This is a genomic window from Roseibium sp. 10G30-5 (genome assembly GCF_055809635.1).
In genome coordinates this window covers 367,487-382,971 of the sequence record NZ_CM147918.1, presented here as the reverse complement: position 1 = coordinate 382,971, position 15,485 = coordinate 367,487, and the positions used below count along the sequence as shown (strand labels likewise).

General features: G+C 57.1%; 10 protein-coding genes and 2 pseudogenes. 5 read left to right on the top strand and 7 right to left on the bottom strand.

All coding sequences use genetic code 11. The features are described from left to right. From AC0L7U_RS01960 to hflX, 5 genes and pseudogenes are all read left to right on the top strand, one after another. The gene (locus tag AC0L7U_RS01960; protein ID WP_473693387.1) at positions 1–1,521 is read left to right on the top strand and encodes a sensor histidine kinase; all 1,521 of its coding nucleotides are present in this window, start codon (positions 1–3) and stop codon (positions 1,519–1,521) included. After that, positions 1,511–2,880: pseudogene (gene ntrX / locus AC0L7U_RS01955) on the top strand (nitrogen assimilation response regulator NtrX). The gene AC0L7U_RS01960 and the pseudogene ntrX overlap by 11 nt, the downstream one beginning before the upstream one ends. A gap of 53 nt (positions 2,881–2,933) precedes the next feature. After that, a complete protein-coding gene (trkA, locus tag AC0L7U_RS01950) occupies positions 2,934–4,310 on the top strand; it encodes a Trk system potassium transporter TrkA (protein WP_473693385.1) in 1,377 nt (458 codons plus the stop codon). Positions 4,311–4,827: 517 nt separating this feature from the next. Then, positions 4,828–5,085 carry an RNA chaperone Hfq gene (gene hfq / locus AC0L7U_RS01945; protein ID WP_473693383.1) on the top strand — a complete coding sequence of 86 codons (258 nt, stop codon included), beginning with the start codon at positions 4,828–4,830 and terminating at the stop codon, positions 5,083–5,085. Continuing rightward, the gene (hflX, locus tag AC0L7U_RS01940; protein WP_473693381.1) at positions 5,086–6,549 is read left to right on the top strand and encodes a GTPase HflX; all 1,464 of its coding nucleotides are present in this window, start codon (positions 5,086–5,088) and stop codon (positions 6,547–6,549) included. A gap of 12 nt (positions 6,550–6,561) precedes the next feature. Here hflX and mazG read toward each other — a convergent pair whose 3' ends face one another. The 7 genes and pseudogenes from mazG to aptA form a co-directional block, all read right to left on the bottom strand. Beyond that, positions 6,562–7,440, bottom strand: a complete 879-nt coding sequence (gene mazG, locus AC0L7U_RS01935; RefSeq protein ID WP_473695622.1) for a nucleoside triphosphate pyrophosphohydrolase — start codon at positions 7,438–7,440, stop codon at positions 6,562–6,564. A gap of 167 nt (positions 7,441–7,607) precedes the next feature. Next, positions 7,608–8,753 (bottom strand): ABC transporter permease, encoded by a 1,146-nt coding sequence (locus AC0L7U_RS01930; protein WP_473693379.1) that lies wholly within the window; start codon positions 8,751–8,753, stop codon positions 7,608–7,610. Further along, on the bottom strand, positions 8,750–9,628 hold the full coding sequence (locus AC0L7U_RS01925) for an ABC transporter permease (RefSeq protein ID WP_473695620.1): 879 nt from the start codon (positions 9,626–9,628) through the stop codon (positions 8,750–8,752). The genes AC0L7U_RS01930 and AC0L7U_RS01925 overlap by 4 nt, the downstream gene beginning before the upstream one ends. Before the next feature lie 256 nt (positions 9,629–9,884). Next, a complete protein-coding gene (locus tag AC0L7U_RS01920; RefSeq protein WP_473693377.1) occupies positions 9,885–10,766 on the bottom strand; it encodes an ABC transporter ATP-binding protein in 882 nt (293 codons plus the stop codon). Between the two features lie 50 nt (positions 10,767–10,816). Next, a complete protein-coding gene (hydA, locus tag AC0L7U_RS01915) occupies positions 10,817–12,274 on the bottom strand; it encodes a dihydropyrimidinase (RefSeq protein ID WP_473693375.1) in 1,458 nt (485 codons plus the stop codon). A 415-nt stretch (positions 12,275–12,689) separates the two neighbouring features. Further along, positions 12,690–13,941, bottom strand: a pseudogene (locus AC0L7U_RS01910) (Zn-dependent hydrolase). Positions 13,942–13,989: 48 nt separating this feature from the next. After that, positions 13,990–15,318, bottom strand: coding sequence for an omega-aminotransferase AptA (aptA, locus tag AC0L7U_RS01905; RefSeq protein WP_473695618.1), 1,329 nt, complete (start codon positions 15,316–15,318; stop codon positions 13,990–13,992). Positions 15,319–15,485: the final 167 nt, after the last annotated feature.

Below are 15,485 nucleotides of genomic sequence, written 5' to 3'. Positions count from 1 at the left end.
ATGAAACTGTCGGCCTACAAGGATCTTTATCTTTACGTGATCCGGTCCATTGATCCGCGTGTGGTGGATTATCTGCGTTTGGCGGAAGATGGTGCCAAGGATTACGGCGATCTGGAGAACAGCCGTCTGGGTGTTCAGGTCGCCTTTGCGCTGGTGTATCTGGGCGTGGCACTGGTGTTGTTGCTGTCGTCTATCTGGATTGGATTCGGCTTTGCCAACCGTCTTGTGTCGCCGATCCGCGCCTTGATTGATGCGGCTGATCAAGTCTCGAAGGGCAATCTCGCGGTCAAGGTGCAGACGCATCAGTCCCAGGGCGATCTGGCCAATCTTGGCATCACCTTCAATAAGATGACCGGCCAGTTGATTGGCCAGCGCGATGCCCTGTTGGCGGCAAACGAGCAGATTGATCGGCGTCGGCGCTTCAATGCGGCTGTGCTGTCCGGTGTTTCGACGGGCGTGATCGGCATTGACGATGAAGGGACGATCATTCTGATCAACCCTTCGGCGGAAGACCTTCTGAAAGTTGACGAGATCGAGCTTCTCAGCCGCTCGATCTATGATGTGATCCCGGAGCTGGAAGGGTTTATCCGGCAAGCGGTTGAGCGCAAGACAGAGCGTTTTCAGGAAGAACAGGTTGAACTGTCCCTCGGCGGTCGTCGTCGCATTCTCAATGTGCGCCTGACCAGCGAGCAGTCAACGCGGCGTGAGCACGGCTATGTGGTGACCATTGACGACATTACCGATCTGGTTTCGGCGCAGCGCAATTCGGCCTGGGCTGATGTGGCACGGCGTATCGCTCATGAAATCAAGAACCCGCTGACCCCGATCCAGCTTTCTGCGGAACGTATTCGTCGGCGGTATGGCAAGGTGATCACTGAGGATCGCGCCGTGTTTGATCAGTGCATTGGCACGATTATCCGGCAGGTCGGCGACATCGGCCATATGGTTGACGAATTTTCGTCGTTTGCGCGTATGCGCAAACCGTCCAAGCGGCAGGAAGACATGCGCAATTCGGTGCGCGAAGCGGTCTTCATGCAAGCAACAGGCAACCCCAGCATCGAAGTGGTTGCCAAGGTGCCGGAAGAAAGCGTTCCCGCGACTTTCGACACGCGCTTGATCGGTCAGGCTCTGACCAACGTGATCAAGAATGCGGCCGAGGCGATTGAAGGTCGTCCCGGCTCAGACGGCCCCAAGGGCCGTATCGAAGTGAGGCTTTTGCAAGAGGCTGACAAAGTGGTGATTGAGGTGCAGGACAACGGTGTTGGGCTGCCCGAGGAACATCGCCAGCGTTTGCTGGAGCCTTATATGACGACGCGCGAGAAGGGGACCGGGCTGGGTCTCGCAATCGTTCACAAGATCCTGGAAGACCATGGTGGCGGCGTCGAGCTGCTGGATGCGCCGAGAGAGGAAGACGGATCGGAGCCAAGTGGAACTCTGGTCCGAATGACCATATCAAGGAATTCGTCCGATATTGACGATACGGATGCGGAAGAAGGCACGGTGACGGCCAATGGCGTATGATATTCTAGTTGTAGATGATGAAGTTGATATTCGGGACCTGATTGCCGGGATCCTGGATGACGAAGGCTATGGAACACGCACGGCCAGCAACAGTGACACGGCGGTGGCCGCAATAAACGAGCGACGCCCCTCCCTGGTCGTCCTCGACATCTGGTTGCAGGGCAGTCGACTGGATGGACTGGAGCTGCTCGATGTGATCAAGCAGATGGATCCTGATCTGCCAGTGGTGATCATTTCCGGTCACGGCAATATTGAAACCGCGGTGTCGGCCATCAAGCGTGGCGCTTATGACTATATCGAAAAACCGTTCAAGTCGGACCGGTTGATCCATATTGTCGAGCGGGTGATGGAGATTTCCAGCCTGAAGCGCGAGATCAAGGACCTGCGTCAACGCAGCGCCGACCCTTCGCAGCTCGTTGGCGAAAGCCAGGCATGGTTCAGCAGCTTCGTCAGACCATCCTGCGGGTGGCAGGGACCAACAGTCGTATTCTGATCGAGGGGCCATCCGGTAGCGGCAAGGAGCTGGCCGCGCGTATGGTGCATCAGATGTCATCGCGCGCGAAGAACCCGTTCGTGGTAATCAATGCCGCGACGATCACGCCAGAACGCATGGAAGACGAACTCTTCGGCATCGAAGATGAGAACGGCAATCTGCGCAAGATCGGAGCCTTGGAAGAGGCACACGGCGGGACGCTGTATCTTGATGAGATCGCTGATATGCCGATGGAGACGCAGGGCAAGATCCTGCGGGTTCTTGTTGAGCAGAGCTTCATGCGCGTTGGTGGTGTCAATAAGGTGCAGGTTGATGTGCGGATCCTGTCCTCGACTTCCAAGGATCTCGAAGTGCTGATCCAGGAGAGCACATTCCGTCAGGATCTCTATCATCGCCTCAGTGTGGTGCCGCTGCACATTCCGCCACTGGCGGAGCGGCGCGAAGATATTCCGGTGCTGGTGCATTTCTTCATGGGCCAGATTTCCAGCTCCTCCGGCATCCCCATCCGGCCGATTGGCGAAGATGCGATGGCGGTGCTGCAAACCCACGATTGGCCGGGCAATGTGCGTCAGCTTCGCAATAACGTCGAGCGATTGCTCATTCTGGCACGCGGCGAACCTGACAGCGTGATTACGGCCGATCTTCTGCCGGCTGAGATTGGTGAAACCCTGCCGAATTTACCTACAACCGGTGGTGGCGAGCAGTTGATGTCCGTGCCCTTGCGTGAAGCGCGCGAGATTTTCGAAAAGGATTATCTCCAAGCCCAAATCAAGCGCTTTAACGGGAATATCTCGCGTACAGCCGAGTTTGTTGGTATGGAGCGGTCCGCCCTGCATCGTAAACTGAAGACACTGGGGCTTTCGTAAAAGACAGGATCTGATATTCAGGTCCAGGGCCTTACGTCTGAGGAAAGAACACCATGAAAGTCGTCATTTGCGGAGCCGGACAGGTTGGGTACGGGATCGCGGAGCGTTTGGCTGCCGAACAGAATGACGTTTCCGTCATTGATTCCTCGCCCAAGCTGATCAACGCTATTGGCGACCAGCTTGATGTGCGGACCTTCGTCGGTCATGGCGCTCATCCGGATGTTCTGGCCGCTGCGGGAGCTGAGGAAGCCGATATGCTGATCGGCGTGACCCTCTATGACGAAGTCAACATGGTGGCTTGTCAGGTGGCGCATTCCTTGTTCAACGTGCCCACCAAGGTGGCCCGTATCCGCGCGCAGAGCTATCTGCAAGGTCAGTGGCGGCACCTGTTTTCGCGCGAACATATGCCGATCGACGTGATCATTTCTCCGGAAGTCGAAGTGGGCGAGATGGTCCTGCGTCGTCTCTCGCTGCCGGGGGCTGTCGAGACCGTGCGCTTTGCCGATGATAACGTCGTTACCGTCGGCATTATGTGCGAGGAAGATTGTCCAGTGGTGGATACGCCGCTGCGCCAATTGACCGAGTTATTCCCAGATCTGGGGGCTGTCGTTGTCGGGATCTTCCGCAATAATCAGTTGTTCGTGCCCAGCAGCGCTGATTCTCTTATGGTCGGAGATCTGGCTTATATCGTCGCCCGCAAGGATCAGGTTCGCCGAACGCTTGGTATCTTTGGTCATGAAGAGCCGGAAGCCAGCCGTGTGGTGATTGCTGGTGGCGGCAATATTGGCTTGTATGTAGCGCGGGCTCTTGAAAAGCGTCAGGGCAGCACCCGCATCAAGCTGATCGAGGCCTCGCGTGAGCGCGCGGTCTCTGTCGCCGATGAACTCAAGCGCAGCGTCATCATGCATGGCAGCGCGCTGGACCAGAATATTCTCGATGAATCCGATGTTGGACGCGCCGACACGATGGTTGCAGTGACCAATGACGACGAAGTGAATATCCTTGCGTCCGTTATGGCCAAGAAGATGGGTTGTCGCCGCAATCTGGCGCTGATCAACAACCCCAGTTATCCAGCATTCACGCAAGCGCTTGGCATTGATGCTTTTATCAATCCGCGTGCTGTGACCATCTCCAAGATCCTGCAACATGTGCGGCGCGGCCGTATTCGTGGAGTGCATTCGCTGCAAAATGGCGCGGCCGAGGTCGTGGAAGCCGAGGCCCTCGATACCTCTACGCTGGTGGGGCGTCCGCTGCGAGATATTGATTTGCCATCGGGAATTCGTATCGGGGCGGTTTATCGCAAGGGCAAGGTGTTGATGCCCAGTGGTGAACTTCAAATCCAGGCGCAGGACCGGATCGTTATCTTTGCCGTGGCTGCGAGAGTGCGGCAGGTGGAACAGATGTTCCGTGTGAGTCTCGAATTCTTCTAAGATATCTCGCGGTGAGATTTGCAGGCCTTGCGTGTGGGGCTTGTTACGTGCACAACTCGTGGGTGACGTTCGGGAAACATGGCGAAAGAAGGCCAAAATCAAGACACAGGCCATTTGGTGCTCTGTCTCGACTTGATCTTTGTCATTTGACAGGGTTAACGTTTTACAGGTGAAGGGTCTGGTTTTCACAACTTGGTGGAGAGCTATCCTGACACGGTGCCATCAGTCTCAATCTGGTTAGGGCATGCCAGATTCGGGCTGACGGATTCATTTTGTGCAGTTGCGTGATCCGTTTCGGACTGCTACTGGAAGAAAAGAGATTTGATTGTTGTGAAATCTGAACGACTTACAAGCCGGATTTTACAGCCGTTACAGTGAGCTGGCGTATGGAGAAAGGTCCATTCGTCTGCTTTGTGGTGACTTTTGGCAGGTAGAACGCTGCTGCAAAGTCCTTGAGCCACAGGATTTAAAGAAAGGCCGGTTGCTGGCCGCGATCGGGTAAACAGGATAAAAACATATGGCTGAGCGCACACAAAACCTACAAGACACATTTCTCAACCATGTTCGCAAACAAAAAACTCCTCTGACGATCTTTCTGATTAATGGCGTTAAGCTGCAAGGCGTTGTAACTTGGTTCGATAACTTCTGCGTGCTGTTGCGCCGCGATGGGCATTCGCAGTTGGTTTACAAACATGCAATTTCGACGATCATGCCAAACGGTCCGGTTCAGTTGTTTGATGCGGCCGATGATAACGGTGAGAAGGCGGGTGCTTGATTGCAAGCAAAAGAAAACGAATATGATGACACGGAACGGCAGGGCGCAGGGAATGGTGGAGTAGACCGTACCCCCCAGCCGTTCAACGCAATGATTTTGGAACCGGTGATTACCCGCCGGGACGTCCGGGAAGGCCCGGGATTGCGCAGTCCGGAGGCCCGGCTTGAAGAAGCAGTTGGCCTGAGCGCTGCGATCAACCTCACAATCCTCCGATCTGATCTCATCAAGATTGCTAATCCGAAACCTGCAACCCTGTTTGGGGATGGCAAGGTAGACGAAATTGCAGCCTATGTTGAAGAGGACGAAATCGATCTAGTCGTGGTCGATCACGCCTTGACGCCTGTGCAGCAACGTAATCTGGAGCGCCGATTCAAGACCAAGGTGATCGACCGTACTGGCCTGATCCTTGAAATTTTCGGCGATCGAGCCCGGACGCGTGAAGGTCGGTTGCAGGTTGATCTTGCACAGCTCTCCTGGCAGAAAAGCCGTCTCGTACGCTCATGGACCCACCTCGAACGTCAGCGTGGCGGTGCCGGCTTTATGGGTGGACCGGGTGAAACCCAGATCGAGAGCGACAGACGCCAGATCCAGGATCGCATCAACGCGCTGCAAAAGCAGCTCGATCAGGTGCGTCGAACCCGCGAGTTACACCGCAAGAAGCGCAAGAAGATCCCGCAGCCGGTGGTTGCACTGGTTGGCTATACCAACGCTGGCAAGTCAACGTTGTTCAATCGGATGACAAAGTCTGATGTGTTCGCGCAGGATTTGCTGTTTGCAACGCTGGATCCGACTTTGCGCAAAATCAGTCTGCCGCATGGCCGCGAGGTGATCCTGTCCGACACGGTGGGCTTTATCTCAGACCTGCCACACCATCTGGTCGCCGCCTTTCGGGCAACGCTGGAAGAGGTGCTGGAAGCGGATTTGATCCTGCATGTGCGCGACATTGCACATGAGGATACGGATGCGCAGGCCGAAGATGTCCGCGCCACACTTGAAGCGCTTGGTGTCAATGCGCAAGACGGTGCGCCGGTGGTGGAGATCTGGAACAAGACAGATCTCCTGGATCCCGATTATGCGCAGAAGTTGCTGGCCGACCTGAGCGAGGAAGGGCCGATCTCCTTGTCCGCCTTGACGGGGCAGGGCATCGAGCATCTCTATGACCGGATTGACAGTTTCATTGCGCAGCATGACGACGTCATGAGTGTGACGCTGCCGGTGTCTGATGGAGCGCTGTTGGCGCGTCTGTATCAACTTGCAGAGGTTCTGGAGCGGGATGATACGGAGGACGGCATTCATGCCGAGGTCCGCGTCAACGATAAGCAACGCGGACCTTTCCGGGAGCTTTTCAGCAGTTACATCGACGATGATGACAGCCTGAAAATCCTGTTGGGGGATGCCGATGACGACGAAGACAGCGAACAATCAAAATCGACTGTGCCTTACAATGGTCCGGCCATTGATTGATCGTCTGACGGTTCAGAATTGAGAAAATTGGGTCTTGTGGTGACCGATGAAAAAGGGCTGGTTTCTCAGCCCTTTTTCTTTGCAGCCTGCCAGTGCCGCTTCCATCTGGTCGAGGGTCATGTCGTCAAGGGAAGTGTTGGTTGCACTGGCCGTATCTTCGATGGCCGCGAAACGATTCCGGAACTTCTTGTTGGTGCGCCGCAAGGCGCTTTCCGGATTGATATCAAGGTGACGTGCAAGGTTGGCGAGGGCGAAGAGCGTATCGCCCAATTCGTCTTCGATCCGGTCCTTGTCGGGCGTCTCTGCTGTCAGCTCGGCTTCAAGTTCATGCGTCTCTTCGCGGATCTTGGCCAGAACCGGCACAGGATCATTCCAGTCGAACCCGACCTTTGATGCGCGTTTTTGCAGTTTCTCGGCTTCCAGCAACGCCGGAAAGGCGCTCGGTACATCATCGAGATAGCGCTGAGGGCTGTCGGTCAGACCGAGTTCGGCGCGACGGCGGGCTCGCTCTGCCTTTTCTTCGGCCTTGATCCGCTCCCATAAGCCATTGACCTTGGCTGGATCACGGGCCTCCTCATTGCCAAAGACATGCGGGTGACGGCGGATCAGTTTGGTGGTGATGCCTTCGACAACATCGGGAAAATCGAAAAGGCCTTTTTCCTCGGCCATCCGCGCATGGAAGACCACCTGAAGCAGCAGATCGCCCAGTTCCTCGCGCAGATTGTCCATATCGTCGTTTTGAATCGCCTCGGCCACCTCATACGCTTCTTCCAGTGTATAGGGAGCGATGCTGCCGAACGTCTGTTCGAGATCCCAGGGGCAGCCGGTGATGGGCGTTCTCAGGGCCTTCATGATGTAAAGCAGTACAGTGATGTCGCGACCGGGTTGCATGCTGACTACCTTCATGGACCAAGGGTCTGAAAATCGATATGTGTCTCCGTTCTATGGCACATTTCGACGCGCGCATGCCAGAGCAAGGCACACACACCGTCACCTGCATGCGCGAATATACGGGGAAACTGGTGGTTGCAGCAGGCTCCTTTGGGGAAGTGATGCGATCAACCGCGAATGGAGGGGTGCCAGAACGTCACGACCCGCTCACATAAGGACACGAGGGCGTAGAAGACAGACCCGGCGATGGCTGCCATGGTGATTTCCGCCCAGACCATGTCGATATTCATACGGCCAACTTCAGTGGAAATGCGAAAGCCCATGCCGACAATCGGAGTGCCGAAGAACTCGGCAACAATTGCGCCGATCAGAGCCAGGGTTGAATTGATTTTCAAGGCGTTGAAAATGAACGGCATGGCCATGGGCAGGCGCAGCTTGATCAGCGTCTGCATGGGGCGGGCTGCATAGGTGCGCATGAGGTCACGCTGCATGGTGCTGCTTTCCTCCAGTCCGGCGATGGTGTTCACCAGCATGGGAAAGAAGGTCATGATCACGACAACCGCCGCCTTGGAGGGCCAGTTAAAACCGAACCACATCACCATGATCGGGGCGACACCAACAATTGGCAGGGCTGACAGAAGATTGCCGACGGGAAGCAGCCCCCGGCGAAGGAACGGAACGCGGTCAACAAGGATCGCAGTCAAAAAGCCTGTGCCACAGCCAGCCACATATCCAATCAACACGGACTTCAAAAAGGTCTGCTGAAAGTCCTCCCAAAGGATGGGCAGGGAATGGGAAAGACGGATGGCAATATCGCTTGGCGCGGGAAGCAGCACACGTGGCACACCGGCTCCCGTCACACCCAGTTGCCAGAGCGCAATGATCCAGATACCGAAGAGCACCGGGATTGCAATTGAAATGGCACGTTGGGCCTTGGGGACATGCGGCTCTAGCGCGGCCAATAGACTGACAAGCAGATAGCCGGCACTCCAGATGGCCACCACCAGCAGCCAGTATCCACCGGCTGCCTGACCGAAGGCTTTCAGGGAAGTCTCCGATAGCAGGGAGATTGCGAGAACGCCACTCAGCGCCAGCGCGGCCACTTTGAGGATGGCAGGCAGGCTTTCACTCCACAACAGCGCGGCGGCCCCTGCCAGACAAAGCCCGATAAGCATCACTCCGGGCACAGAGGTCGCCATGGTGCCATCGGCGCGCAGTGGCAGGATGATGCCGAACAGCACGCAGAGGATGATCAGCAGCGAGAAGGCACGGATTTGGCGTGTGGGCGCGAGGGGCAGTGTGGCGGCGGTCATGATCGGGCCATCCCCATTCTGGCAAGTGTAACGCGCTCCAAAAGGCCGACGATGGTCACAAGAAGCCCTGCGACAAGCGAGGCCATGATCAGCGCTGACCAGATCTGCACCGTCTGACCATAGTAAGATCCAGACAGCAATCTGGCCCCAAGCCCGGCAATCGCGCCGGTGGGCAGTTCAGCGATAATGGCGCCAACCAGTGATGCGGAAATGCCGATCTTCATGGCGGTGAACAGATAGGGCACCGAATAGGGCAAGCGCAGCTTCCAGAATGCCTGACGCTGGCTGGCGCTATAGGTGTGCATCAGATCCAGATGCTGGATTTCCGGAGACCGCAAACCTTTCACCATGCCTACAGTTACAGGAAAGAAGGACAAATACGCCGAAATCAGGGCTTTGGGCAAAAGGCCGGAGATGCCGACAGCGTTCAAGACGACAATCACCATGGGCGCAATGGCGAGAATGGGGATCGTCTGAGAGGTAATGACCCAGGGCATCAGCGACTTGTCGAGAATGCGGGCGTGAACGATACCTATTGCCAGTGCGATACCAAGCAGTGTGCCGATGGCAAAACCCAGCAGCGTCGACGACAGGGTAATGCCCGTATGATAGATCAGCGACCGTTTGGACGTGATCTTCTTCTCAACAGTCGTCTTGTAGATCTCGGTGAGAACCTGATGTGGCGCGGGCAGAACAGGGCGCTTCTGGGCCAGCGTATCTTTGACAAGCTGGGTAACCCCGATGTTCTGCTTGTGCTGGCGCTTGTACATGTCGCGCTGAAACGGCGTGTTGAGTGCTACTGCTGCAATATACCAGATGGCGATGATGACAAGCACCACGGTAACGACGGGAATGATCTGGTCGCGCGCCCTCATGACAGGCGCCCGGTGTGGGATCTGGGGGCGCGGCGCAGACGTGGATGCCGATGCAGGCACACACCCGCAGCAAGCGCACCAGGTGACAATCAAAAGCAGGAAGAACACGGCGGAGGTCTTGGCGTCGGAACATTGAATGCCCGGGCAGCGATTGCTTGCATCCAGCAGGGCAATACCAGCCAGCCCCCACATGCCAAGGCACCAGAGGCTTGCGACAACCGCCAGGACACACCGTGTCGGCCAGATCCAGCGCGGCTCATTGTTCATAGCTGTGACCTGCTTTCAATCCTTCGCGCACCCGATGGGCGATTTTCAGAAACTCGGGCGATTCGCGCATGTCCAGCGTTCGCTTGCGGGGCAGGTCGCTGTCGATCACATCGTAGATGCGACCGGGGCGGGGACACAGAACCACAATTTTGGTGGAGAGATAAACGGCTTCCGGAATGGAATGCGTGACGAAGACAACCGTTTTGTTGGTCTTTTCCCAGAGCCGATGCAACTGGTCATTCAGGTGATCACGAACGATCTCATCAAGCGCGCCGAAGGGTTCGTCCATCAACAACAGGTCTGGTTCTACCGCCAGCGCGCGCGCGATGCTGGCGCGCTGCTGCATGCCACCCGACAATTGCCAGGGATACTTGTTTTCAAAGCCTTCCAGATCCACCAGCGCCATGTTGCGGGCAACGCGCGCCTGTTGTTCCTTGCCCGGTAGCCCCATGATCTCAAGCGGCAAAGCGACATTGGCCGCGATGGTGCGCCATGGGTAGAGCGATGCGGCCTGAAACACATAGCCATAGGCCCGGTTGAGGCGGGCGTCTTCAGGCGAAACTCCGTTGACGGTGATACCACCGCCCGTCGGCTTTTCCAGATCTGCGATGACCCGCAAGAGTGTTGTCTTGCCGCAACCGGATGGACCAATGAAGGAGACAAACTCTCCTTCGCGGATGGTCAGGTCAATGTCGGAGAGCGCATGAACCGGACCATCATTGGTCTGAAACGTCAGCGACAATTTGTTGATGTCGATCACTTTTCGTGAGACGTGGTGCGGGCGCGGTTGTCCGTCTGGAGCCTGCACACCAGAGTGCTGCGTTGCCGTGTCGTCGTCCTTGCCCGGTGTGGCAAGAGTGGTTGGCGTCATGGTGATCCCCCGTCAGTGACGCTTCCGTTCTTTATGCTTGAGGCCTTGGCTCAAACGCCACTGACCGGAATGCCCGTACGTTCGACCTTGCGCGGACTCGTCAATTCCTTCCAGGTCGATAGTGCCTTGGCGGGCGCCGGGAAAGCGTCGCGCCGGACGAATTCTCCATAGCCCTGCTGCGGCTTGATTTCGCCATCCTCAAAAGCAACGCGGCCGCGGGTCAGCGTGAAGCGCGGCAACCCTTTGACGGTTTTGCCCTCAAACACGTTGTAATCGATAGCGGATTGTTGCGTATCCGCCGAGATTGTCTTTTCCTTATTGGGATCCAGCACCACCAGATCGGCATCGGCTCCCACAAGAATCGCGCCCTTCTTAGGATAAACATTGAGGATTTTTGCAATGTTTGTCGAGGTGACAGCAACGAATTCATTCGGTGTCAGGCGACCGGTTCCAACGCCATAGGTCCACAACATCGGCAGCCTGTCCTCGACGCCGCCGGTGCCGTTCGGGATCTTGGTGAAGTCGCCAAGGCCTGTGCGCTTCTGGTCCGTGGTGAAGGCGCAATGGTCGGTGGCGACGACTTGCAGCGAGCCAGACGCAAGACCTGCCCAGAGACTGTCCTGATGCTTCTTGTCGCGGAACGGTGGCGACATGACCCGGCGTGCAGCGTGGTCCCAATCGGCATTCTGATATTCGCTCTCGTCCAGTGTCAGATGCTGGATCAGCGGCTCGCCGTAGACGCGCTGGCCGTTCTGGCGGGCGCGGCGGATGGCCTCGTGGCTCTGTTCGCAGGACGTGTGCACGACATAGAGCGGAACACCCGCCATATCCGCAATCATGATGGCGCGGTTGGTGGCTTCCCCTTCCACTTGCGGGGGTCTGGAATAGGCATGCGCCTCGGGTCCGTTGTTGCCGTCTGCGAGCAGCTTTGCCGAGAGATCGGCCACGACATCGCCGTTTTCGGCATGCACCAGCGGCATGGCCCCAAGTTCGGCGCAGCGCTGGAACGAGGCATACATCTCGTCGTCCTGCACCATCAATGCTCCCTTGTACGCCATGAAGTGCTTGAAGGTGTTGATGCCCTTTTCCTTGACCACGGTTTCCATCTCGTTGAAAACCTGCTCGCCCCACCAGGTGATCGCCATGTGAAAGGAATAATCGCAATGCGCCAGCGTGGACTTGTTGTCCCACATGCTGATTGCTTCCAGGAGCGATTGACCGGGATTGGGCAGGGCAAAGTCGACGACCATTGTAGTGCCGCCCGCAAGGGCCGCACGGGTGCCGCTTTCGAAATTGTCGGCCGAATAGGTGCCCATGAAAGGCATTTCCAGATGAGTGTGCGGGTCAATGCCACCCGGCATGACATAGCAGCCGCTGGCGTCCAGCGTGGTGTCTCCGACAAGGTTTGGCCCGATCTCGACAATCTTGCCGCCGTCGATCTTTACGTCAGCGTCATAGGTCAGGTCAGCGGTAACAATCGTTCCGCCCTTGATCACTGTTGTTGCCATCGTTGTTCCCCTTTGCTTGTCTCTGGTCGGCCTTGGGCCGTTATGTCATTTGATGTCGGAGTTCTCACGGCCCATGTCCAAACTATCTATGGCTCACCGACCCCGGATCTCCGGCGTGGCCTGCGTCCGGGATGACGCGTCCTTGTGAACGGTGCTATCGCCTCGCATAAGTGGCATTCCGACCCGATAGACGATGCGTCAGAAATCACGACTTCAGAGGTGACGCCAACGTAGGGGCTCATATAATGATGTAGACCCATGCAGTTACCTGAGCCTGGTCCTCAAAAGCCTTTTGTTCATCGGATCAGATTCCCTGTTTGCTTTCCGCTTCGGGATGGCTGGACTCTGGGTCTCTCCGTTATCATCCCGGACATGTGCAGCACTGATCCAAGATCGGTGTGCCTCTGCGCGTTTATCAGGAGACGATCTCCGCGCTTTCCAGAACCGCGTGGAAGAGAACGTCAGTGCCGGCGCTGGCCCAATCCCTGGAGATCTCTTCGGCTTCATTGTGCGACAAACCGTCAACACAAGGGCACATGACCATGGTGGCGGGACCGACCTTGGCAGCCCAGCAGGCATCATGACCAGCGCCTGAGACGATGTTCATGTGGCTGTAGCCCAGGCTGTTCGGCAGCAGCACGCACGTGGCCAACAAGCTCTGCATCGAAGGTCACAGGGTCGAAATGGCCAACCGCTTCGATGGAACATGTGACGCCCAGCTCGTTACAGATGGTCTCGGCCTGCGCCTCGATCTCGGCACGGACATGGTCCAGCTTGGACTGGTCAGGGGTGCGCATATCGACGGTGAAGATCACCTGACCGGGCAGCACATTGCGCGAGTTGGGGGTAAATTTCATTTGCCCGACGCCGCCGACCAGATCCGGCTGATTGGCCATGGTGACGGTCTGGACCATCTCCAGAATGCGCGCCATTGCCAAACCGGCGTTGACCCGCAAAGGCATCGGCGTCGACCCTGTGTGAGCTTCCTTGCCGGTGAGCGTGAACTCAAGCCACCAAAGACCCTGGCAGTGGGTCACGACGCCAATATCCTTGTTTTCCGCTTCCAGAATTGGCCCTTGCTCGATGTGCAACTCGTAATAGGCGTGCATCTTGCGCGCGCCAACGTCTTCATCCCCCATCCAACCGATGCGCTGCAATTCGTCGCCATAGGTCAGGCCGTCCTGATCCTTGCGAGCGTAGGCATACTCAAGGCTGTGCTGTCCGGCAAAAACACCGGAGGCCAGCATTGCGGGCGCAAAGCGAGCGCCTTCTTCATTGGCCCAATTGGTGACGACAATCGGGTGCTTCGTCTTGATGCCGAGGTCATTCATCGTGCGCGCGGCCTCAAGTGCACCCAGCACACCCAGCACACCGTCATACTTGCCGCCGGTGGGCTGGGTATCCAGATGCGAGCCAACGTAGACGGGCAGGGCATCGGGATCCGTTCCCGGACGGGTCATGAACATGGTGCCCATCTTGTCGACCCCCATGCTCATGCCCGCATCTTCACACCAGGATTGGAACAGCTTGCGGCCCTGGGCATCTTCATCCGTCAACGTCTGGCGATTGTTGCCACCAGCAACCCCGGGGCCGATCTTCGCCATGTCCATCAGGCTGTCCCACAGGCGATCTGCGTTGATCCGCAGGTTCTCTCCCGGTGCTGCCATGTTCCGTCTCCTTAAGTGGTCAATCGCAAGGCGTGCCTTACAGCGCTATCAGTCCAGCGCCATCAGCACACCGCGCAAGGTGTCAAAAAGCTCGTCGATTTCGGCTTTCGAAATGATCAGGGGCGGCGACAGCGCAATGATGTCGCCGGTGGTGCGGATCAGCAGACCTTTCTCAAAAGCATCAAGAAAGGTCTGGAAAGCCCGCTTCGTTGGCGCCCCTTCAATGGGCTCCAGCTCGATGGCACCAATCAATCCGAGATTGCGAATGTCGATGACGTGCGGACAGTCCTTCAGGGAATGAACGGCATCTTCCCAATAGTCGGCAAGGTCGGCGGCCCGGGTCAGCAGGCCTTCCTCGTCATATGTGTCGAGGGTCGCCAAGGCGGCGGCGCAGGCAATTGGATGGCCCGAATAGGTGTAGCCATGGAACAGCTCGATCATGTGTTCCGGCCCGGTCATGAAGGCCTCATAAATCTTCGAAGCACAATAGACCGCCCCCATCGGAATGGTGCCGGAGGTGATCCCCTTGGCGGTGGTCACCAGATCAGGCATGACGTCAAAATACTGGGTCGCAAAGGGCGTGCCGAGACGACCAAAGCCGGTAATGACCTCGTCGAAGATCAGCAGAATGCCATTTTGATCGCAGATTTCGCGCAACCGTTTCAGATAGCCCTTCGGCGGCATCAGCACGCCCGTTGAGCCTGCGACCGGCTCGACGATCACTGCGGCGATGGTCGAGGCATCATGCAGCTTGATGATTCGGATCAGGTCCTCGGCGTATTCGACGCCGTTTTCAGGCAGACCGCGGGTGAAGGCATTGCGCTCCAGATCATGCGTGTCACGCATGTGGTCAACGCCGGTCAACAGCGTACCGAAGGCCTTGCGGTTGGAAACGATGCCGCCCACCGACACGCCGCCGAAGCCAGTGCCGTGATAGCCGCGCTCGCGTCCGATCAGCCGGGTGCGCCCACCTTGGCCGATGGCGCGTTGATAGGCGAGGGCGATCTTCAGAGCCGTATCAACGCTTTCTGATCCGGAATTGGTAAAAAAGACATGATTTAGCGGGTCAGGCATCATGTCGACCAGCCGGTTGGCCAGTTCAAAAGCCTTGGGGTGGCCCATCTGGAACGCCGGCGCATAGTCCAGCTCAACCACCTGCTTCTGGATTGCTTCAACCACTTTCGGGCGGCTGTGTCCGGCGTTGCAGCACCACAGACCAGCGGTGCCATCCAGAATTTGGCGGCCATCGCTGGTCACATAATGCATGTCTTTTGCCCCGACCAGCATGCGCGGAGCATCCTTGAACTGACGGTTGGCCGTGTAGGGCATCCAGAATGCTTCAAGGTCGTTGCGAGAGACCTTTTTTTGGACAGGCATATCTTCGAGAGCAGACATGATTCCTCCTTCGGTCACGGGATTCAAGCCGTGCCGTATTGCGTTTTTCTCTTCGGGACAGCGTGTCGCGTGCGGACGGAAAAATCCAGCCCTTCCCTGCGCGCAAACACCGGTTTGTCGCCCTGCTGTTCTCTGCTGCCGGTTGCCTG